Here is a 17,108-nt window from a genome sequence, read left to right as displayed (position 1 = left end):
CCACGCGATGTCTCATCGTGTGGCCGTTCGCGACCTCTCGCGCGTCACGCCTTGCAGGCCTGTGCGACGTCCGCGAGCCATGCTGGCAGCCTCCTCGGCTAGGCGGGCAGCAGTAGCAGCGATTGCGCACGCCTGACCGCGTGGGCGCGCCTGTTCACATCGAGCTTGCCAAAAATATGCTTGATGTGGGATTTGACCGTTTCAGGCGCGATATTCAGCATTCGCGATATTTCCTTATTGGATTTCTCTTCGGCGAGCAGCATGAGGATGTCCCGCTCGCGCGCGCTCAGCACGACGTCTGATGCTGGCGTGTCCGATTTCGCGCCGTCCGCCGAGGTCGCAACCAGGGTGCCGAGAAAAGCCTTTGCGGCTGGCGAAAGCGAACTCGCCACCGCGGCGCCGAACAGCGACTTGAGCAATCCATGCATGGCGGGACCCTGGTCGAGCACGCTTGAACGGAAATCCGCCGGCGCGGCGAGTTCGATACAGGCGGCCAGGGCTGTGTGCGCCGCGGGGATATCCGCTTGCGCGGCCTTTGCGAGAGCCAGCGATCCCCCGCATTGCAATGCGAGCTGGTAGTCGCCACGTTCCACGGCATGCCGAACCTGCTCTTCGAAACATGACGCGGCCTCGGACACACGGCCTTCGGCCAGATCGAGATGCGCGCGTGAAAGCCTGGACAGGGTGCCGATTGCGTCGGTGAGGGGCGCGTCAGGGGGTGTTGCCACCGCCGCAGCGACGGCGTCCGCGGCCAGCGCGATGCGCTGCACGCAGGCCTGGGCTTCCCAGAGCCGATTGCTCTGCAGCAACAGGCGCTCGTGCTCATAGAGCAGGGCGATTTCGAGCCGCGCGAGTCCAAGCACCCGCGCAAGCGATTCACCTTGCTCGAGCAACGCGTAAGCATTCTCAGCCCGACCTTGCCGGAATTCGATGCGTGCGCAGACTCTATACGCGGTACGAATCGCGTCGCCGAAGCCCGACATCCGGATGATCGGCAGCCGGCCCTCCAGCAATTGGGCGGCGAGGTCCAGTTCGCCGCGCTCGTACTCGAGGTTGGCAAGAAGGCAGGCCGGTAGTGTGGTCGGCAGCGACAGGATGCCGGTATGCGTTTCGCCAAGCTGCATCGCCTCGATCAAGTGGCGCCGGGCCGCACCGGTTTGCAGCTGCTCGAGTTCGCCGCCACCCCGCAAGGTCAGCCGGTAGATCGAGCTGAAGATGTTGCCCTCGTGTTCATCGGGCCGATAGGGAAGATTCGGCGTCGCGTAGAAGTCCGGCCAGCGGCGTGCGCGCCAATGGGTGAACATCAGCACGTTGTATACCGAATTGATCATCCAGGCGTCATTGTCCGGCGCCGGCAGGCACTCGGACGCGAGCTGCCAGGCCGCGGTGACACGATCGTCCTGGGCGAGCGCGATGGCACGCGCGACCTTGCATTCCCACGCGATGCGCGTCCCCTCGACCGCGATAGGGGGCTCGTGGCTTCGTGGAGTCTCGGCGTCCGTTACGGAAGAGGGGGTGACAGGCAGCCCTCGCTGCCGCATCTTTTCGTGGTCCCGCACCTGCACCTGTGCTTCGATCGCATCGAGCAGAAGGACGTTCGCGGGGCATGCGTCGCCCAGCACGTGCGCCCATGTGATGGCAAGGCGCAGCGAGCGTGGTGAGTCGATCAGCGCGGAGCGCAACTGGGTCTCCCAATCCAGCAGCGTGAGCAGGTCTCCCCGCTTGACGAGTCCCATCGCACAGTGGTCGATCCAGCGGATTGCTTGCGCCGAATCGCCCGCGCGCAGCGCGTGGCGTACGGCATCCGACCAGTATGACTGCGCCGCATACCAGTGGCTCGCCCGCCGGTGTTGCTCGGTGATGGCGGCATCGTTGCCCGCGCGCAGGCGTGCCATCAGTACATCGCGCAACAGCGGATGGCATGAGAACCAGTCACCCTCCTCGGTCAGGCGCGTCAATAGCAGCCGGCCTTCGAGCGTTTCGAGCATCGCCTGGTTGCCGACCGTCCTCGTCAGGGCCTCGCAAAGCGGCGCGCAAAGGCGCTCAGCCACCGCGACCTGTTCCAGGAAAATCACTTCGGCCGCCGGCAGTTGCTCGAGCATTTCGTGTGCGAGCCCGGTGATGCGTTCGAACAGGGCAGGGTAGGGCTCCGAAAGCACGCTGTGCGCAGCGGGCGGTGCGTGATACGCGAGCGACGTGTGTGAGGGGGGAGGTGCTTGCGGCAAATGGGCCGACTCCGACGCGAGAATGGCCAGGCGCAGCGCGGCAGCCCAGCCGTCGGTGAGGGTCTGGAGAGGCACGGCGTAGTACAACGGTAATTGATGCGCACTCAGCAATCGGCCCGTTTCCTCCGTGGTGAAACGCAACTCCGATGCATCGACCTCGAGCAGCTGACCCTGCGTCTGCAGCCGCGTCAGCGGCAGCGCGAGGCCCGTGCGCGAGATGAATACGAGATGGAAGTTGGAGGGGCTGTGCCGGAGCAAGGAGATCAACAGCGCGTGGGTTTCCGGACTCGCGAGATGATGAAAGTCGTCGATGAACAGATACAGTTCGTCGCCGTACTCGAGCACGCCGTTCAACACGATTCCCAGCAATTCGTGTGCTGTCGTGCCGATCGGGCTCATCCGGTCCGGGATCACGAGCCCCGCGGTCGTGCCGGCGACCGGCGGTAGTGCGTGAGCCAGCGCGTGGAGCACATAGTGCATGAAGCGCAGCGGATCGTCGTCTTCGGGGTCGAGCGATAGCCACGCGACCCGGGCGCCGCGTTCGCGCAAGGCGTCCACCCATGCGAGCGCGAGCGTGGTCTTGCCATAGCCGGCCGGCGCGCGCATCACAGTCAACAGACGCGTTTCCATCTGGTCGACCATCAGCCGCTCGCGACCGATCACGTCGAGCTTGCGCCGGGGCGGGGTCACCTTGGGCTTGAGAAAAGGCAGGGCATCCTGGAGTGGGGTCATGTTCCGGCCTGCGGGGGGGCGGGCTGGCATCGGGCCGCGAACCGGGCCATGGATCGGAGTGCGAAGCGGGTCTTGGGTCGGGCTATGCAGTGAGGGGCTATGAAGCGGTCCATCCATATCAGCCTTGAATTGGGCCGCAACGCGTCGATCGATGCCAACAGGGTTGTCAGTATCCCTCAATGCTCCTACCAAAAAAACTGGCCAAAGTGTCTCTTCGGGTTTCCACTACCCCCGTCCCATGCCCCTCGCGGGGGATAGGCCGCAGCGGGGTGTCTTTCGATAATGGACGACGAACATCAAGACCGCATCCGCGGTGACTCTATCCGCGAGGAATACTGAATGGCGGGCTTACAACAGGTGGCAGTGCCACTGACCGGCTTCGAAGCGCCGTTGAGCGAAATTGAACAGACCATCCAGACCAATGTGCGCAAGTTTGCCCAGACCGTCATGGAGCCCCTGGGAGTCAAGCTGGACAGAATGAAGGCGGCTGCGGCGATTGCGCCGGACTCTCCCTATTGGCAGATCTTCCCGGAATTCGCGAAGCTCGGCCTGCCGCTCGAGGCCTTGTTGCAGATGCCAGACGGCGAACGCGGCAGACTGATACCGATGATCTTCGAGGAACTGGGTGCTGGCGACGGCGGTCTCGCGATTTCGCTGGGCGCCTCCATGCTGCCTTGGCTGATCATCTATGCGACTGGCAAGACCGCGTTGCTGGAACGCTATCCCGAAGGGTCCAGGATCGGCTGCTGGGGCATCACCGAACTGGACCACGGCAGCGACACGCTCGATTTCGGACGGATGTGCGCTCAACCCGGCAGCGACTATGGCCGTCCCAACTGCGTGGTGCGTCCCGATGGCGACGCCTTTGTCGTGGAAGGACAAAAGTCAGCCTGGGTATCGAACGGCACCGTTGCCCAGCTTTGCTTGTTATATGCAGCTTTCGACGACGGCAGCGGCGAGCACAAGCACTGTGTGGTGCTGGTGCCGCTGGATGCAAAGGGTGTCTCCCGCGGCAAGCCACTCGAAAAGATGGGTCAGCGCGCGCTGCCGCAAGGCGAAATATTCTTCGACAAGGTGCGCGTGCCGGCCGACCACCTGCTCGCCGGAACGGGTCGGCCATACGACCAGGCCCTCTGTGCCGTGCTCTGCGAGGCCAATGCGATGATGGGTTCGGTCTGGATCGGTGCCGCGCGGCGCGCCTATGAGCTCGCACTTGACTATGCCCATCAACGCAAGCAGGGCGGCGTCCCGATTATCGAGCACCAGAATGTGCGCTATCGCCTGTTTCACATGATGCGCAAGGTCGAGGCAGCACGCGCACTCAATCATCGCGTGCACCTGTTCAATGCGACGGCTCCGGCTGCCGCCCTGCAAGGCTCCATCGCGACCAAGATCACCTCGACGCAGACCGCGCTCGAGGTCGCGAGCGATGCCATCCAGATATTCGGCGGCAATGGCGTCGCCTGCGAGTACCCGCTCGAGAAGCTCATGCGTGATGCGCGCGCTTCGATGATCGAGGACGGATGCAACGAAATGCTCGCAATCAAGGGTGGCACGTTGTTGATCGATTCAGTTCGGATCCGGGAGAGATCGAAGTGAAGACGAACGCTTATGTGGCCGGGGTCGGCATGACCCGCTTCGGCAAGCACGGGGACAAGACGCTCAAGGCGCTCGCCGCCGAGGCCATTCGCGCGGCACTGGCCGATGCGGGCCTCGACGCCCGCATGCTGCAGGCGGCATGGATGGGCAACGCCGCCGCGGGTGTGGTGACCGGACAGGAAATGATACGGGGCGAGGTTGCGCTGCGCGGCATGGGCATCGGTCGTATCCCCGTCGTCAATATCGAGAACGCCTGTGCCTCGTCTTCGACGGCGCTCCAGCAGGCGGCCGCTTTCGTTATGGCCGGCCTTTATGACGTCGTGCTGGTATGCGGCTACGAGAAGCTGTTCCACGAGGACAAGGCCAGGAGTCTCGGTGCTTTTCTAAGCGCGGTCGATGTCGAGGATCCCGAAGGCGCGCTCAATGTGGTCAAGCAGCTTGCCCGCGCGGCCGGGGAGTCCTATGAGTCCGATGGGCCGTCGGCGGCACGCTCGGTCTTCATGGATATCTACGCGATGATGGCGCGTGCCCATATGAAGGCCTACGGCACCACTGCGGGAGATTTTGCACGCGTGGTGGAGAAGAACGCCTTTCACGGCAGTCTCAACCCGCGTGCGCAGTTCCGCGAGCGCGTCTCTGTCGAGGACGCGCTGAATGCGCGTTCGATCGTGGCGCCGCTGACCTTGCCGATGTGCTCGCCGATCGGCGACGGCGCCGCCGCCGTTGTCCTGGTCAGTGCCCGCAAGGCACGCGAGATGAGTCTCGTCAGGCCCGTACGCATGGTTGCCAGCGTACTCGCGACTGGCTGGGACAGGGATCAAGACAGGGACGATGGGCAGCACGACAGCGTGGGCGCCCTGGCGGCCCGCGCGGCCTATGAGGCGGCCGGTATCGATCCACGCGATCTGTCGTGCGTGGAACTGCACGACGCGTCCGCGCCCTCCGAACTCATTGCCTACGAATACCTCGGCCTCTGTGCCGAAGGGGCGGGCGCGAGCCTGCTTGCCGCGGGTGATACCCGTCTCGGCGGCCGCATTCCGGTGAATGTCTCGGGTGGCTTGCTGCGCAAGGGCCATCCAGTCGGGGCCACCGGCTGCGCCCAGATCGTCGAGTTGACCGAACAGTTGCAGGGGCGTTCCGGCGCTCGCCAGGTCGAAGGGGCGCGCATCGCACTCGCTCACAACGGCGGCGGCGCCATCGGTGTCGACGCCGCCGTGACGGTGGTCACCATTCTGCAACGCGAGTGATGTCTATGAATCTTGACGAACATATCTTCGGGCACGTGATCGCGAACCGCGCTTGCACGCACCCGGATTTCCCGGTCGTGACGTTCGAGAACGGCGCGGCGCCCGATGTGGTGCGAACCTACCGACAGCTGTGGGAGAACGGCCAGCGTGTCGCCCAATGCCTGATCGAGCGCGGCATGCAACCCGGTGACCACGTTGCGTTCCTGATGGCCAATCACGCTGAATTTGTCGACTGCATGGTCGGCGCATCGATCGCCGGCGTGGTGTTCGTGCCGATCGATCCGCGCACGCGCGGCGACAAGCTCGCTTTCATGCTGGAGCGTGGCCGCTGCCAGGGTGTGATTGCCGCCGACTATGTATTGGCGCATGTCGGGGAGATTCGCGCGCAGGTGGAAAACCTGCAATGGGTGATCGGATTGCGGACCGATGAAGGCGCCGCGTTCGCATCGAACTGGTCGAACGTACTCGATTTCGCCGCCTCGCTGCCGGCTGGCGTCCCGGACCTGGTGTCGCGCACGGTCGATCCCGCGAGCGCGATGCAGATCACCTTCACCTCGGGCACCACGGGCGACCCGAAAGGCATCGTGATGACCCACGGCCGTTTCTGCGGCGCGTCGGCCCTGTTGCCGTCCGTGTTTGGCTACCGGCCGGACGACCGTCTGTACACGGGGCTGTCGCTGACCCACGCCAATGCGCAGGGCATCACGCTCGGCCCGGCGCTGTGCGTGCGCATTCCCTGTGTGCTTTCGCGCCGCTTCACCAAACGCCGACTGTGGGACATCACGCGACGCCATGGCTGCACGAGCTTCACATTGCTTGGCGGTATGGCGACGGCCATCTACGCGGAGCCTCCGCGTGCGGACGATGCGGCCAACCCGGTTCGCTTCGTGGTGTCCGCCGGCATGCCTGCCGCGATCTGGACGTCGTTCGAGCAGCGTTTCGGCGTCCAGGTGCTGGAATTCTACGGCGCGGCCGAGGGCGGCCTCACGTTCACGCCGATCGGAGTCGGCCCGGTGGGCAGTATTGGCCGCGCCGCGCCGAACCTCCGTTATCGCATCGTGGACGAGGCGGGCTGCGACGTGCGTCGAGGCGAGTCGGGCGAATTGCTGTTCCGGCCCGCGGACGGTACGCCCTTCGAGGTCCGCTATTTAGACAACCCGGCGGCGTCGGAGGCGAAGGGCAAGGACGGCTGGCTCTGGATGGGCGACATCGTGCACGAAAACGCCGAAGGCTGGCTCTTCTTCGAGTACCGCAAGGGTGGGGGTCTGCGTCACGACGGCGACTTCGTCAATCCGGGGTTCGTCGAAAAAACGATCGCCGACAGCGGCCTGGTCGACGACGTCTATGCATGGGGTATCGCGGCGGCGAGCGGCGCGCCAGGCGAGAAGGACGTGGTGGTCGCCGTGGTGCCGAAATCCGGCAACGATTTTGACGCACAGGCGCTGTTTCGCATCTGCCGCCAGACGCTCGAGGCGAACTGCGTGCCGAGCTTTGTGCAAGTCGTCGAGGCCATCCCGAAGACGGCGTCTGAAAAGCCACAAGACCGGATCCTGCTGGAGCACTTCAACACCGCATCCGAAGCCGTGTTCGTCGAGCGGCAAGGCATGCCGGTGAACTGACGAGACGGACCGGTTCGCGCCGCAATCCGTCGCGAGATTCCACTGCAAACCCACTGAACCCCGAGACTCACCCGCGGCATGCGCCGCGGCGCAATCCTGGAGACAATATTGAACGCCAAGCAACCCATCGTCGTGTACGGCATCACCGGCTACACTGGCAAACTGATCGCCGAATACCTGACCCGGCGTGGTCTTCCCTTCGTGGCGGCCGGCCGTGACCGCGCAAAGATCGAGGCGCAACTCGCGACCGTGCCTGGCAGACATCAGGTTCGCATCGAGGCCGTGAGCCATGACGAAGCCTCGCTCACGCGTCTGTGCGAAGGTGCAAAGCTCGTCATCAACGTTGTCGGTCCGTTCGGCCAGCTCGGCGAGCCGGTTGTCAAGGCGGCGCTCGCCAACGGTTGCCACTACATCGACACGACGGGTGAACAGGACTGGGCGATCAAGCTGCGCGACGAATATGGGCAGGCCTTCGCGGACAAGGGCCTGCTGCTCTCGCCCGGTTGTGCATTCATGTGGACTGCGGGCATGATCGCCGCGGAAATCGCGCTCGAAGATCCGGCCATTGACTCGGTCGATATTCTCTACGCGCCGAGAAGCGCGCCGACGGTTGCTTCGACGCTGTCGTTCCTGCGCATGCTGTGCCTGCCGAATCCGCTCAAGCAGTCCGGCGCGATGACTGTCTGGCCGCCGATGACCCAGGTCGACGTGGCCGTACCCGGCAGCCATGCGATCCATGCGGGCTTGCCGTGGGGCGGCGGCTTCGAGCCGATCTGGTTCGAGCACGACACGCGCGTACTCAACTGTTCAGTCCTGGTCGCCTTTCCCAAGGGGCCGCTCGTCGATTTTGTGATGGAACGCATGAAAGAGTATGCGGATCTGGCCAAGACGCACACGCTGAAGGAACTCGAAGCCGTCACCAACGCATGGGGGATGTCGATTGCTTCGACCCCGGAGCGCGAGGTCCCGCGGATCAACCAGACCATGATCTCGGTCTGGGCACGCGGCACGCATGTCGGCAAGCAGATCCTGCTGCACGTGACGTCCCCTTACCTGAGTACCGGCGCGCTGTGTGGGATCGTCGCGCAGCGACTCCTCAACGGTGGCCTGCTGGCGAAGGGATTTCAACCGGCCACGCGGGCATTCGGCCACCGCCAGTTGATGGCCGGTCTTGCTGAAGACGGTCTGCATTGCTGGTCCGAACAGATCCGTTGAATGAGATTGACTCTTGCGTGCAGCGATCCGGCAGCGCGCTACCCGAGGTGTTCGAGGGGGCTCGACCCGTTTTAAGTTAGCATTCGCCAATACGAAAATTGCAAGGCTGCGCCTGGATGGGCGCGGGCTTGTCCATTTACACAGCGTCTGGCTTGCCGTTGAGGCAGCCGGGCGCGTATCCGGCGTCTGCATGAAAGTACCCAAACGGCTTGCCCCGCTGCTCGAGGAAGGGCTGATCGACGAAGTCATCGGCCAGTTGATGAGCGGCAAGGAGGCGACGGTCTACGTCGTACGCAGCGGCGATGCGACGCGTTGTGCGAAAGTCTACAAGGACGCGAAGCAACGCAGCTTCCGGCAGGCGACGTCGTATCTCGAGGGCCGCAAGGTCAAGAACTCGAGACAGGCACGTGCGATGGAGAAAGGCACGCGCTATGGTCGACAGATGCAGGAAGAAATGTGGCAGAACGCCGAGGTCGACGCGCTGTTCCGGCTCGCCAATGCCGGCGTGCGCGTGCCCCAGCCCTACATCTGCACCGACGGCGTGCTGCTCATGGAGCTGGTGACCGATGCGGCCGGCAATGTCGCGCCGCGGCTCAACGACGTCGACCTGACTGAAGCGCGCGCGCTCGAACTGCATGCATTCCTGCTCAATCAGGTGGTTCGCATGCTCTGCGCGGGCATCGTCCATGGCGATTTGTCCGAATACAACATCCTGCTCGCCGATGATGGGCCGGTGATCATCGATTTGCCACAGGCTGTCGATGCGGCGGGCAACAACGAAGCCGAGGCGATGCTCGGCCGTGACGTCGACAATCTCGCCGTCTACTTCGGCCGATTCGCGCCGGAACTGTTGTCGGCTGCCTACGGCAAGGAAATCTGGAAACTGTTCGAAGCCGGCGAACTCCAGATCGACACGCCGCTGACCGGCCGTGTCGAACTCGACGTCCACCCGGTCGACCTCGAAAGCGTCATGCAGGAACTCGAAGACACACGGCTCGAGGAAGACGCACGGCAGCGGCGGCTACGCGAAGCGGAAGCGGACAGGTAAGCCGCCCGGTGAACAGTTCGGAGCGTCAACTGCTTGCCGAACCCAGTGCGTCGTTGCCTGCTGCATGAACGGCTCGCTGCATTCGCGCTCAGCAGAGCCGTCAGTAGTCTTGCCTGCTCAGCGAACCGTTCGCAGCGTCAGCCGGTTGACCGCGAGAAAGGCGAGCAGGGTGATGCCGAAGATGCCCTGCCGCCCCGCTTCGCCGATCTGGAGTGCGGTCAGCAGGCTGGTCAGCACAGTGATGAAGATCGTCGCGAACGCGACGTTCAGATAGTCCCCTCTGCCGCCCGCGAGCGATACCCCGCCGATCACCGCGACCACCACGCTCGTCAGCACATAGGTGTTGCCGAGTCCGAGAAAGGCCTGGCCGACGTAGCCAACCAGCAGCACGCCCGTGAGTGCGGCGATCACCGCGCTTGCCACATACGCGGCGATCCGCACCCGGTGCACGCGTACCCCGGTCAGCCAGGCGGCGGTCGGGTTGGCGCCGGTTGCCATGAGCCGCCGCCCCCATGCCGAGTGTTCGAGAAAGCCGAAAGTGAGCGCGGCCGCGACGATCCAGAGCAGCACGACACTCGGCACGCCAAATACATTCCGTCCCGATAGCATGACGAGCCCTGGGCTTGCCGCCGTGTTCGCCTGGACGACCGACGACCAGACGATCAGCGCGCCGTCGACCAGGCTCGCCATCGCGAGCGTCATGACGAGCGGCGGCACGCGAAAGGTCGCGATGCCGACGCCGTTGACCAGGCCGATCACGACACCGCAGGCGATCGCGCCGACGAACGCCGCGGCCAGTCCGCCCGGCACGCTGCCGATCAGCGCGGCGCCGATGATGCCACCGAGGGTCGCCGCCGCACCGACCGACAGGTCGAGGCCCTGGCCACCCGCGATCATCACGAGGGTCTGCGAAATGCCGAACAGACCGAGGAAGGTCGCAATCTTCAACTGATTGCCCATCTGCGCCGGGCTCGTGAAGCCGGGCACCGCAAGCTGGCCGGCAACCAGCACGAGTGCGACGAGCACCAGCAATAGCAGACGCCGGGATGAGAGCAGGTTCATACGTTCTTTCGACTGCCGACAAAGGTGAAGGCGAGTGCGATCATGACGACCGCACCCTTGAAGACTTCCTGATAGTTGCTCGGCACCCCCGCGAAATAGACGACGTTGCCGATCAGCACCAGCACGAACGCACCGCACACCGCGCCAAGCATCGAGCCGCGTCCGCCCGCGAGGGAAATGCCGCCGATCACGACGGCGGCGACCGACGTCAGGGTGTAGGACAAGCCGAGACGCGCATCACCCGAGGCCGTCTGCGCGGAGATGCATGCCGCCGAGATGAAGACGAACAGCCAGCCGAGCAGATAGCCGAGGATCTTGATGCGGCTGACGCTGAGGCCGGCCTTGAACACCGCATCCTGGTCGCTGCCGGTGGCGATCAGCCGGCGTCCGAAACGATGGCGCTGGATGACTGCCCAGAGCACGAGTGCAAACACCATCGGCAAGGCGGCGACAGGTATCCAGCCGACGTTCGCGGCGAATGCGTTGCTGAGCGCTTCGGGCACGGCCCCGCCGGGCTGCGGCATCAGCGCGAGCGCGAGACCGAACCAGATCGCGCCGGTCGCGAATGTCGCGATCAGCGAACTTTGCCGAAAGTGACCGACCAGGATGCCATTGACCGCCCCGCATCCGAGCGCCACGGCGAGTGCGGTGGCGTAGGTTTCCCAAGGCCCCCAGCCGAGGCCGGGCAGTCCCGCGAGCAGACAGTTCACGAGCGAGATGCCGGCGCCGACTGACAGGTCGAGTTCTCCGGACAGCACGATGACGGCCTGGGCGATGCAGACGAGCACGACCGGCGCGGCGCTCTGCAGATTGCTGCTCAGCGAGTCGGCCGCGAAAAAGCCTGGCTGCAAGGCCGCATTGACGGCCAGCGTCACGATCAGCATCACGACGGCGGGCAGTGCGGTCGAGGCGCGCGAGCGGCCGAGCCGTGCCCGTAGCGAGGCGGCGCCCCGCCTGGCAGGCTGCGCAAGCGCAGTTTCGTTCACGCGTGCGGTCATAGGGGGCTCCTGCTGAAGGGCACGTCGACGTACGCTGTCGCGCATGCAGGAGAACACTTGTTCAAACACACTTTCATGCGGCGCTCCTGCCGAACGACGCACGCGTGACTTGCGCTTCATTCATAGAGGGTCCTTCAAGTTCGCTGACTACGCGTCCTTCGTACATCACGAGCAGGCGATCGCAGACGGCGAGCAGCTCGTCAGTATCCGATGCATAGAGCAGGATGGCGACGCCGCTTTCGGCGAGCGCATGGATCGCCTGGTAGATCTGCTTGCGCGCGATCACGTCGACGCCCTTGGTCGGATCGCTGAGCAGCAACACCTTGACGTCGCGATCGAGCCAGCGTCCGATCACGACCTTCTGCTGGTTGCCGCCGGAGAGCGCACGCACGGGTTGTCGCGGGTTCGAGGTCTTGATCCTGAGACGGTCGATGACGTCCGCGACCATCGTGCGCAGTTCCGTGCGCCGCAGCTGCCAGGCGTGCCGATCGAAGTTGACGCGGACCTGTGCGAGATTGAATTCGACTGAGTGATCGAGCCAGAGTCCCTGGCGATGCCGGTCGTTCGGCACGAGGCAGACGCCGCAGGAGATCATCTGTCGCGGCGAGCGCGGCATGATCGTTTCGCCATCGAGCACGACCTCGCCGGCCTCGTGTGGCAGGAAGCCGGCGAGCGCGTCGAGCAATTCATCCTGCCCGTGCCCCTGGAGACCGGCGACACCGAGCACCTCACCGCGCCGCAAGGTGAGGTCGGCACCGGCAAGCCGGCGCCCCGCTTTGAGACCGCGCACCGTCATCACGAGCGGGCGAGACTCGGCTGGCGTCGACGACGCGCCTACATCCGCCGCTTGCCTTGTCGATCCGGTTGCCGCGAAATCGGACGGGGCTGTCGCCGCACGGGCCCCGGGAGTGGTGGCGCTTGTCGCCGCACGCGCCCCGGGAGCGGTTGCGCTTGTCGCCACAAGATGCACGGTCGCCTCAGGCGGCGTAGCGTCCGTATCCGCCGCCCCGCCCGCGATGCCGCCCATCATCTGGAGCACACGCGCTTCGTCGAGCGAACCCCCGACCTCGAGCTGACCGATGCGCTTGCCGTTGCAAAGCACCACGACACTGTCGCAGAGCGCTTCGATCTCGGCCATCCGGTGCGAGATGAAGACGATCGCCGTTCCTTGCGCAGCGAGCGCCTTGACCATGCCGATCAGGGCATCGACTTCGGCGGCCGCGAGCGCAGCTGTCGGTTCGTCGAGAATCAGCAGACGCGGCCGCAGCACGAGTGCTTTGGCGATTTCGATCAATTGCTGGTCGGCGGCGCCGAGCGTGCCCGCCGGCACGTCGATATCCCAGCCGGCACGCAGCGTCTCGAGCGCATCGGCCGCTTCCCGCCGGGCCGCACGACGATCGATGAAGCCACCGCTCATGCAACGTTCGGCGCCCAGGAATACGTTCTCCCAGACCGGCAGGTCGGGCGCGAGGCCCGGATGCTGATGGGCGATCACGATACCGGCCTGTCGCGCGGCGCGTGGGGTGCCGCGCGGCAGTGGCTGGCCGTCGACGAGTACGCTTCCCTCGTCAGGTCGCGTCTCGCCGGAGATCACGCCCGACAGGGTCGATTTGCCCGAGCCGTTTGCGCCGAGCAGGCCGAGCACGTGTCCGGCCTCGATCTCGAGATCGACCGAAGCGAGGGCGGTCACGCCACCGTAGCGCTTGGTGACGTTGCGTACGCTGAGCAGTGTCATGGCGCCTTCATTTCGCGGCGAACATCGCGTCGAGATCGGGTTCGGACAGCCACTCGGCGAGGAAGTAGCTGTCAGGCTTGTCCTTCATCGAATCGAGCGTCGAGTCGAGCGTCTGCTCAGTCACGGTCTTCGTGATCGGGTAGTAGTAGGTGTTCTCGGGCAGCGTCTTGAGCGCGCGGCCGTTCGCGACGCGCACCGCGATGCCGAGCGCCGTGCGGCTGATATCGGGCGGGTTGGCCTGCACGAACACCTTCATCGGATTGCCGGCGTCACGTTCCTTCTTCCATGCCTCGAGAAAGCCCTTCTGCGCTTCGCCCGTCATGATCGCGACGCGCCGGTTCGCGTTCTGGAACGCGCGCAATACGCCGAGCGCCATGGCGTCCTCGGTGAAGACCGCATCGATCTTCGGTTGCGCCGCGATCACGGTCGCCATCACGGCTTGCGCCTTCGCTTCATCCCATTCGCCATAACCCGACCAAACGACCTTGATGCCCGGGTACTTCGCAAAGGTCTCGAGCGCGGCCTTTTTGCGCGCCTCGGCTGCCGGATGACCCGGAATGCCGTCGAGCACGACGACATTCCCCTCGCCGTGCAACTGGTCGGCGACCCATTGTGCATAGCGCTGTCCCCACTTGTAGTGATCGACGGTCACGTTGATCGCGTACTTGTTCGTCACGGCCTGGTCGAACGAGATCACCGGCACCTTGGCGCGCTGCGCTTCGGAGATCACACCGTTGAGCGCGGTCGCCGAGTTCGCGTCGACCATGATCGCCCCCACCTTCTGGCGAATCATGTTGCGCATGTCCTGGATCTGCTGGCCCGTGTTCGCGCCCGATTGCTGGACGACCAGATCGCTCGCGAGGCCCTGCGTCTTGTAGGTGTCGAACTGCTCCTTCGCGCCCGCAATCATCTGGTTGCGCCATTCGGTGCCGAAGTAGCCGTTGGACAGGCCGATGCTCGGTGCGGCAGTGGCCGCCGCCGTGGCGCCCGCGAATACTGCGGCAAGCAGGATGCGGGCAAGGGGTGCTTTCATTGGGGGTCTCCTCGTGTACGGGCTCGCAAAGCGCTGGATCAGGAGTGCGCTGAAAGCCCGGTTGTGTCGTTGTGGAATGTAGGGGTGTGCGCTTAACCGACTCCGCCTGCCGGCACCAGCACCAGAAGCACCGGCACCGGCACCAGCACCAGCACCAGCACCAGCACCAGCACCAGCACCAGCACCAGCCGGCCGGGCCGCATTGCAGCGGGACGGCGGAGGCCGGTGCCGGGTCTTGCAGGCCGTTGCGCCGCTCAGGCGGTCACGGGCGTCTTTTGCGGGGAGGGCACGTTCGGCTCGGTGAGCGGGGCCGGGCGTTCGCTCCGGGGCGACGGTTCCTTGAAGAACGCACCGTCCTTCATGATCGCGAGCAGGCGGCTGCGATCCTGGAAGATCGTGATGTCCGCAAGCGGATCGCCATCGACGAGGATCACATCGGCGAGATAGCCAGGCTTGATCTGGCCGAGCTGGTCCGGCATGGCCATGATCTCGCCGCCGAGCTTGGTCGCCGATAGGATCGTATCCATCGTCGAGAAGCCGAGCAGCTTGACGAAGTTCTCGAGATCGCGGGCATAAGTGCCATGCGGCATCCACGCGAAACCGAAATCGCCGCCCGGCAGGATACGCACGCCGCGGCGCTTCATTTCCTTGATGCCCTTGATCGCAGTTTCGAGCTCGTGGTGATAGCCCATCTGCTTCGCGATCTCGGGTGTCAGCCCCCAGGCCGACGCTTCATACGAGGTCGTGTAGAGCCAGTGCAGCGCGGGCGCGACGAATACGTGATCCTTGTGCTTCTCGAGCAGGTCGAGCGCTTCCTCGTCGGCGAACGAGGCGTGATAGATGATGTCGATGCCGTGGCGGATGCACATCTTGATCGATTCGGCACTGCGTGCATGCGCGCAGGCACGCACGCCGCGGCGGCGTGCCTCTTCCATCGCGGCGCCGGCTTCGGCATCGCTCATCAGCGTGTCTTCGGCACGCGCGGTGATCGTGATTTCCTCGCCCGACAGATTAAGCTTGATCAGGTCGACACCTTCCTTGAGCAGCGCACGCACCTTCTTGCGCATTTCCTCCGCCCCGTCGACGATCTCGACAAAACTGTAGGCGGGCAGGTGGGAAGGGTTGACGTCACCGAGGCCGCCGGTCGTCGTGATCTCGGGACCGTTGGCGAGCAGGCGCGGACCGGGGATCTTGCCCGCGTTGATCGCATTGCGGATCACGACGTCGAGCCGCGGCTTCGCAGCCGCGGCACCGACCGCCGAGGTATAGCCGCATTCAAGATAGGTGCGCGCGGCGATCATGCATTCGAGCACATGCTCCTCGACCGGCATGCGGCCGATCGAGTCGAGGCTGTCCTGGTTGTTCCAGCTGAAGTGTGCGTGGGCTTCGATCAGGCCCGGCATCAGCGTCGCGCCGCCGCCGTCGACCACACGCACCTCGCCCGAGCGGGGGGCGCCGCCGGACTTACCCTCGGATCTGAAAACCTCCTTGATCCGGTTTCCTTCGATCAGCACTTCGCCCGCATAGGCCGCGGCGCCGGTGCAGTCAAGCACCGACACGTTCGTGAACAGAGTCTGTTGCATAGTGTCTCCACCAGTCGTGGGTCATCGCGCTCCGTCTTCATGCGGATGTCGCGATGGGTCGGGGTTGAATCCCGCCGTGCGGAAGCGGCTGCCGCCGCATGGATGGATGGATGGCTTGTCGTTTACCTATACGTCTGCCTCTAATCGAGCGCTACGTTTGCGTCTACTTCAGAAAATCGGTGAGCGCCTCGCCGACACGCTCGGGTTGTTCGATGGCCGTCCAGTGTCCGCAATCGTCGAGCACCGTGAGCCGCGCGTCGGCGATCAGGTCCCTGAGCGCCTGCGCGGTCGCGGGCGATCCGACACCGTCGTCCTTCCCCGTGAGCAGCAGGGTCGGCGCCGTGATCGCCGCATAGTCGACTTCGACCGCATTCGCGAGAGCTTCACAGGTCGCCGCGTAGCCGGCCGGGTCCTGGCGCAGCAGCAGTTCGCGCACGAACGACACCGCGATGGGTTTGTTCGCACGCGTGGCCGGCGAGAGCGCGGCCCCCACGATGGCGTCGGCGACAGCGATCATGCCCTCGGCGCGTACCTTTGCCGCGCGATCGCGCGGGCCCTGGCGGTTGGCGTCGGCCGGAGCGCGGACCGGCCCGACCAGCGCGACCTGGGTGACGCGATCGGGGTGCTTCGCCGCGAGATGCTGGACTACGAGCGAACCGAAAGAATGCCCGGCGAACGCGGCGCGATCGATCTTCTCATGGTCGAGCAGCCCGATCAGGTCCGCGACGATCTGATCGACTGTCAGCGTGCCGCTGCCGTTGGCACCGCTGCTGCCGCCATTGAGCGGCGAGCGCCCCGAACCGCGCATGTCGGGGCGGTAAACGGTGAACGTTGCGCTCAGCGCGGCGAGTTGCGGAAACCAGAAATTGCCCGTTCCGCCGAGTCCGTGGACCAGGACCAGGGCGGGACCGCTACCGGTTTTCTCGACTTCCATTCCATTGATCAGCACAGAAACTGTCTCCTGACATTGAGGGTAAGTGCGGCGAAAAGCCGGCGCTACCGTGCTGCGTCA

12 protein-coding genes are annotated in these 17,108 nt (G+C 64.9%); 5 read left to right on the top strand and 7 right to left on the bottom strand.

Annotated elements, in window-relative coordinates:
- Nucleotides 1-98: 98 nt before the first annotated feature.
- Complete coding sequence (locus HV670_RS21780; RefSeq protein WP_175106986.1) at nt 99-2,957, bottom strand: helix-turn-helix transcriptional regulator; 2,859 nt, start codon at nt 2,955-2,957, stop codon at nt 99-101.
- A 339-nt stretch (nt 2,958-3,296) separates the two neighbouring features.
- On the opposite strand from HV670_RS21780, the gene HV670_RS21775 reads away from it, so the two are divergent.
- From HV670_RS21775 to HV670_RS21755, 5 genes are all read left to right on the top strand, one after another.
- Complete coding sequence (locus HV670_RS21775) at nt 3,297-4,556, top strand: acyl-CoA dehydrogenase family protein (protein ID WP_175106984.1); 1,260 nt, start codon at nt 3,297-3,299, stop codon at nt 4,554-4,556.
- Nucleotides 4,553-5,803, top strand: a complete 1,251-nt coding sequence (locus HV670_RS21770) for a thiolase family protein (protein WP_175106982.1) — start codon at nt 4,553-4,555, stop codon at nt 5,801-5,803. Before HV670_RS21775 ends, HV670_RS21770 begins: the two co-directional genes overlap by 4 nt.
- A 5-nt stretch (nt 5,804-5,808) precedes the next feature.
- Nucleotides 5,809-7,422: an AMP-binding protein gene (locus tag HV670_RS21765; RefSeq protein ID WP_175106981.1), complete on the top strand. Its 1,614-nt coding sequence runs from the start codon at nt 5,809-5,811 to the stop codon at nt 7,420-7,422.
- Nucleotides 7,423-7,530: 108 nt separating this feature from the next.
- Nucleotides 7,531-8,637, top strand: a complete 1,107-nt coding sequence (locus HV670_RS21760; protein ID WP_217478490.1) for a saccharopine dehydrogenase family protein — start codon at nt 7,531-7,533, stop codon at nt 8,635-8,637.
- 190 nt (nt 8,638-8,827) lie between these two features.
- Nucleotides 8,828-9,685: a PA4780 family RIO1-like protein kinase gene (locus HV670_RS21755; protein ID WP_175106977.1), complete on the top strand. Its 858-nt coding sequence runs from the start codon at nt 8,828-8,830 to the stop codon at nt 9,683-9,685.
- A gap of 117 nt (nt 9,686-9,802) precedes the next feature.
- On the opposite strand, the gene HV670_RS21750 is transcribed toward HV670_RS21755, so the two are convergent.
- The 6 genes from HV670_RS21750 to HV670_RS21725 all read right to left on the bottom strand — a co-directional run bounded on the left by HV670_RS21750 (nt 9,803) and on the right by HV670_RS21725 (nt 17,045).
- On the bottom strand, nt 9,803-10,747 hold the full coding sequence (locus HV670_RS21750; RefSeq protein ID WP_175106976.1) for an ABC transporter permease: 945 nt from the start codon (nt 10,745-10,747) through the stop codon (nt 9,803-9,805).
- On the bottom strand, nt 10,744-11,745 hold the full coding sequence (locus tag HV670_RS21745; protein WP_175106973.1) for an ABC transporter permease: 1,002 nt from the start codon (nt 11,743-11,745) through the stop codon (nt 10,744-10,746). Before HV670_RS21745 ends, HV670_RS21750 begins: the two co-directional genes overlap by 4 nt.
- Before the next feature lie 73 nt (nt 11,746-11,818).
- Nucleotides 11,819-13,480: a sugar ABC transporter ATP-binding protein gene (locus HV670_RS21740; protein WP_175106972.1), complete on the bottom strand. Its 1,662-nt coding sequence runs from the start codon at nt 13,478-13,480 to the stop codon at nt 11,819-11,821.
- Nucleotides 13,481-13,487: 7 nt separating this feature from the next.
- Nucleotides 13,488-14,513, bottom strand: coding sequence for an ABC transporter substrate-binding protein (locus HV670_RS21735; RefSeq protein WP_175106971.1), 1,026 nt, complete (start codon nt 14,511-14,513; stop codon nt 13,488-13,490).
- 254 nt (nt 14,514-14,767) lie between these two features.
- Nucleotides 14,768-16,096, bottom strand: a complete 1,329-nt coding sequence (locus HV670_RS21730; RefSeq protein ID WP_175106969.1) for a metal-dependent hydrolase family protein — start codon at nt 16,094-16,096, stop codon at nt 14,768-14,770.
- A gap of 163 nt (nt 16,097-16,259) precedes the next feature.
- On the bottom strand, nt 16,260-17,045 hold the full coding sequence (locus tag HV670_RS21725) for an alpha/beta fold hydrolase (RefSeq protein ID WP_217478489.1): 786 nt from the start codon (nt 17,043-17,045) through the stop codon (nt 16,260-16,262).
- Between the last annotated feature and the right edge of the window lie 63 nt (nt 17,046-17,108).

The sequence above is a fragment of the Pararobbsia alpina genome (assembly GCF_902859895.1).
Classification (GTDB): domain Bacteria; phylum Pseudomonadota; class Gammaproteobacteria; order Burkholderiales; family Burkholderiaceae; genus Pararobbsia; species Pararobbsia alpina.
This window is presented reverse-complemented; position numbering and strand designations above follow the sequence as displayed.

Bases quoted from the DNA above. Each gene is read 5' to 3' on its own strand.
- HV670_RS21765 (WP_175106981.1), top strand. From the start codon at position 5,809: ATGAATCTTGACGAACATATCTTCGGGCACGTGATCGCGAACCGCGCT.
- HV670_RS21775 (WP_175106984.1), top strand. From the start codon at position 3,297: ATGGCGGGCTTACAACAGGTGGCAGTGCCACTGACCGGCTTCGAAGCG.
- HV670_RS21740 (WP_175106972.1), bottom strand. From the start codon at position 13,480: ATGACACTGCTCAGCGTACGCAACGTCACCAAGCGCTACGGTGGCGTG.
- HV670_RS21780 (WP_175106986.1), bottom strand. From the start codon at position 2,957: ATGACCCCACTCCAGGATGCCCTGCCTTTTCTCAAGCCCAAGGTGACC.
- HV670_RS21750 (WP_175106976.1), bottom strand. From the start codon at position 10,747: ATGAACCTGCTCTCATCCCGGCGTCTGCTATTGCTGGTGCTCGTCGCA.
- HV670_RS21735 (WP_175106971.1), bottom strand. From the start codon at position 14,513: ATGAAAGCACCCCTTGCCCGCATCCTGCTTGCCGCAGTATTCGCGGGC.
- HV670_RS21745 (WP_175106973.1), bottom strand. From the start codon at position 11,745: ATGACCGCACGCGTGAACGAAACTGCGCTTGCGCAGCCTGCCAGGCGG.
- HV670_RS21730 (WP_175106969.1), bottom strand. From the start codon at position 16,096: ATGCAACAGACTCTGTTCACGAACGTGTCGGTGCTTGACTGCACCGGC.
- HV670_RS21755 (WP_175106977.1), top strand. From the start codon at position 8,828: ATGAAAGTACCCAAACGGCTTGCCCCGCTGCTCGAGGAAGGGCTGATC.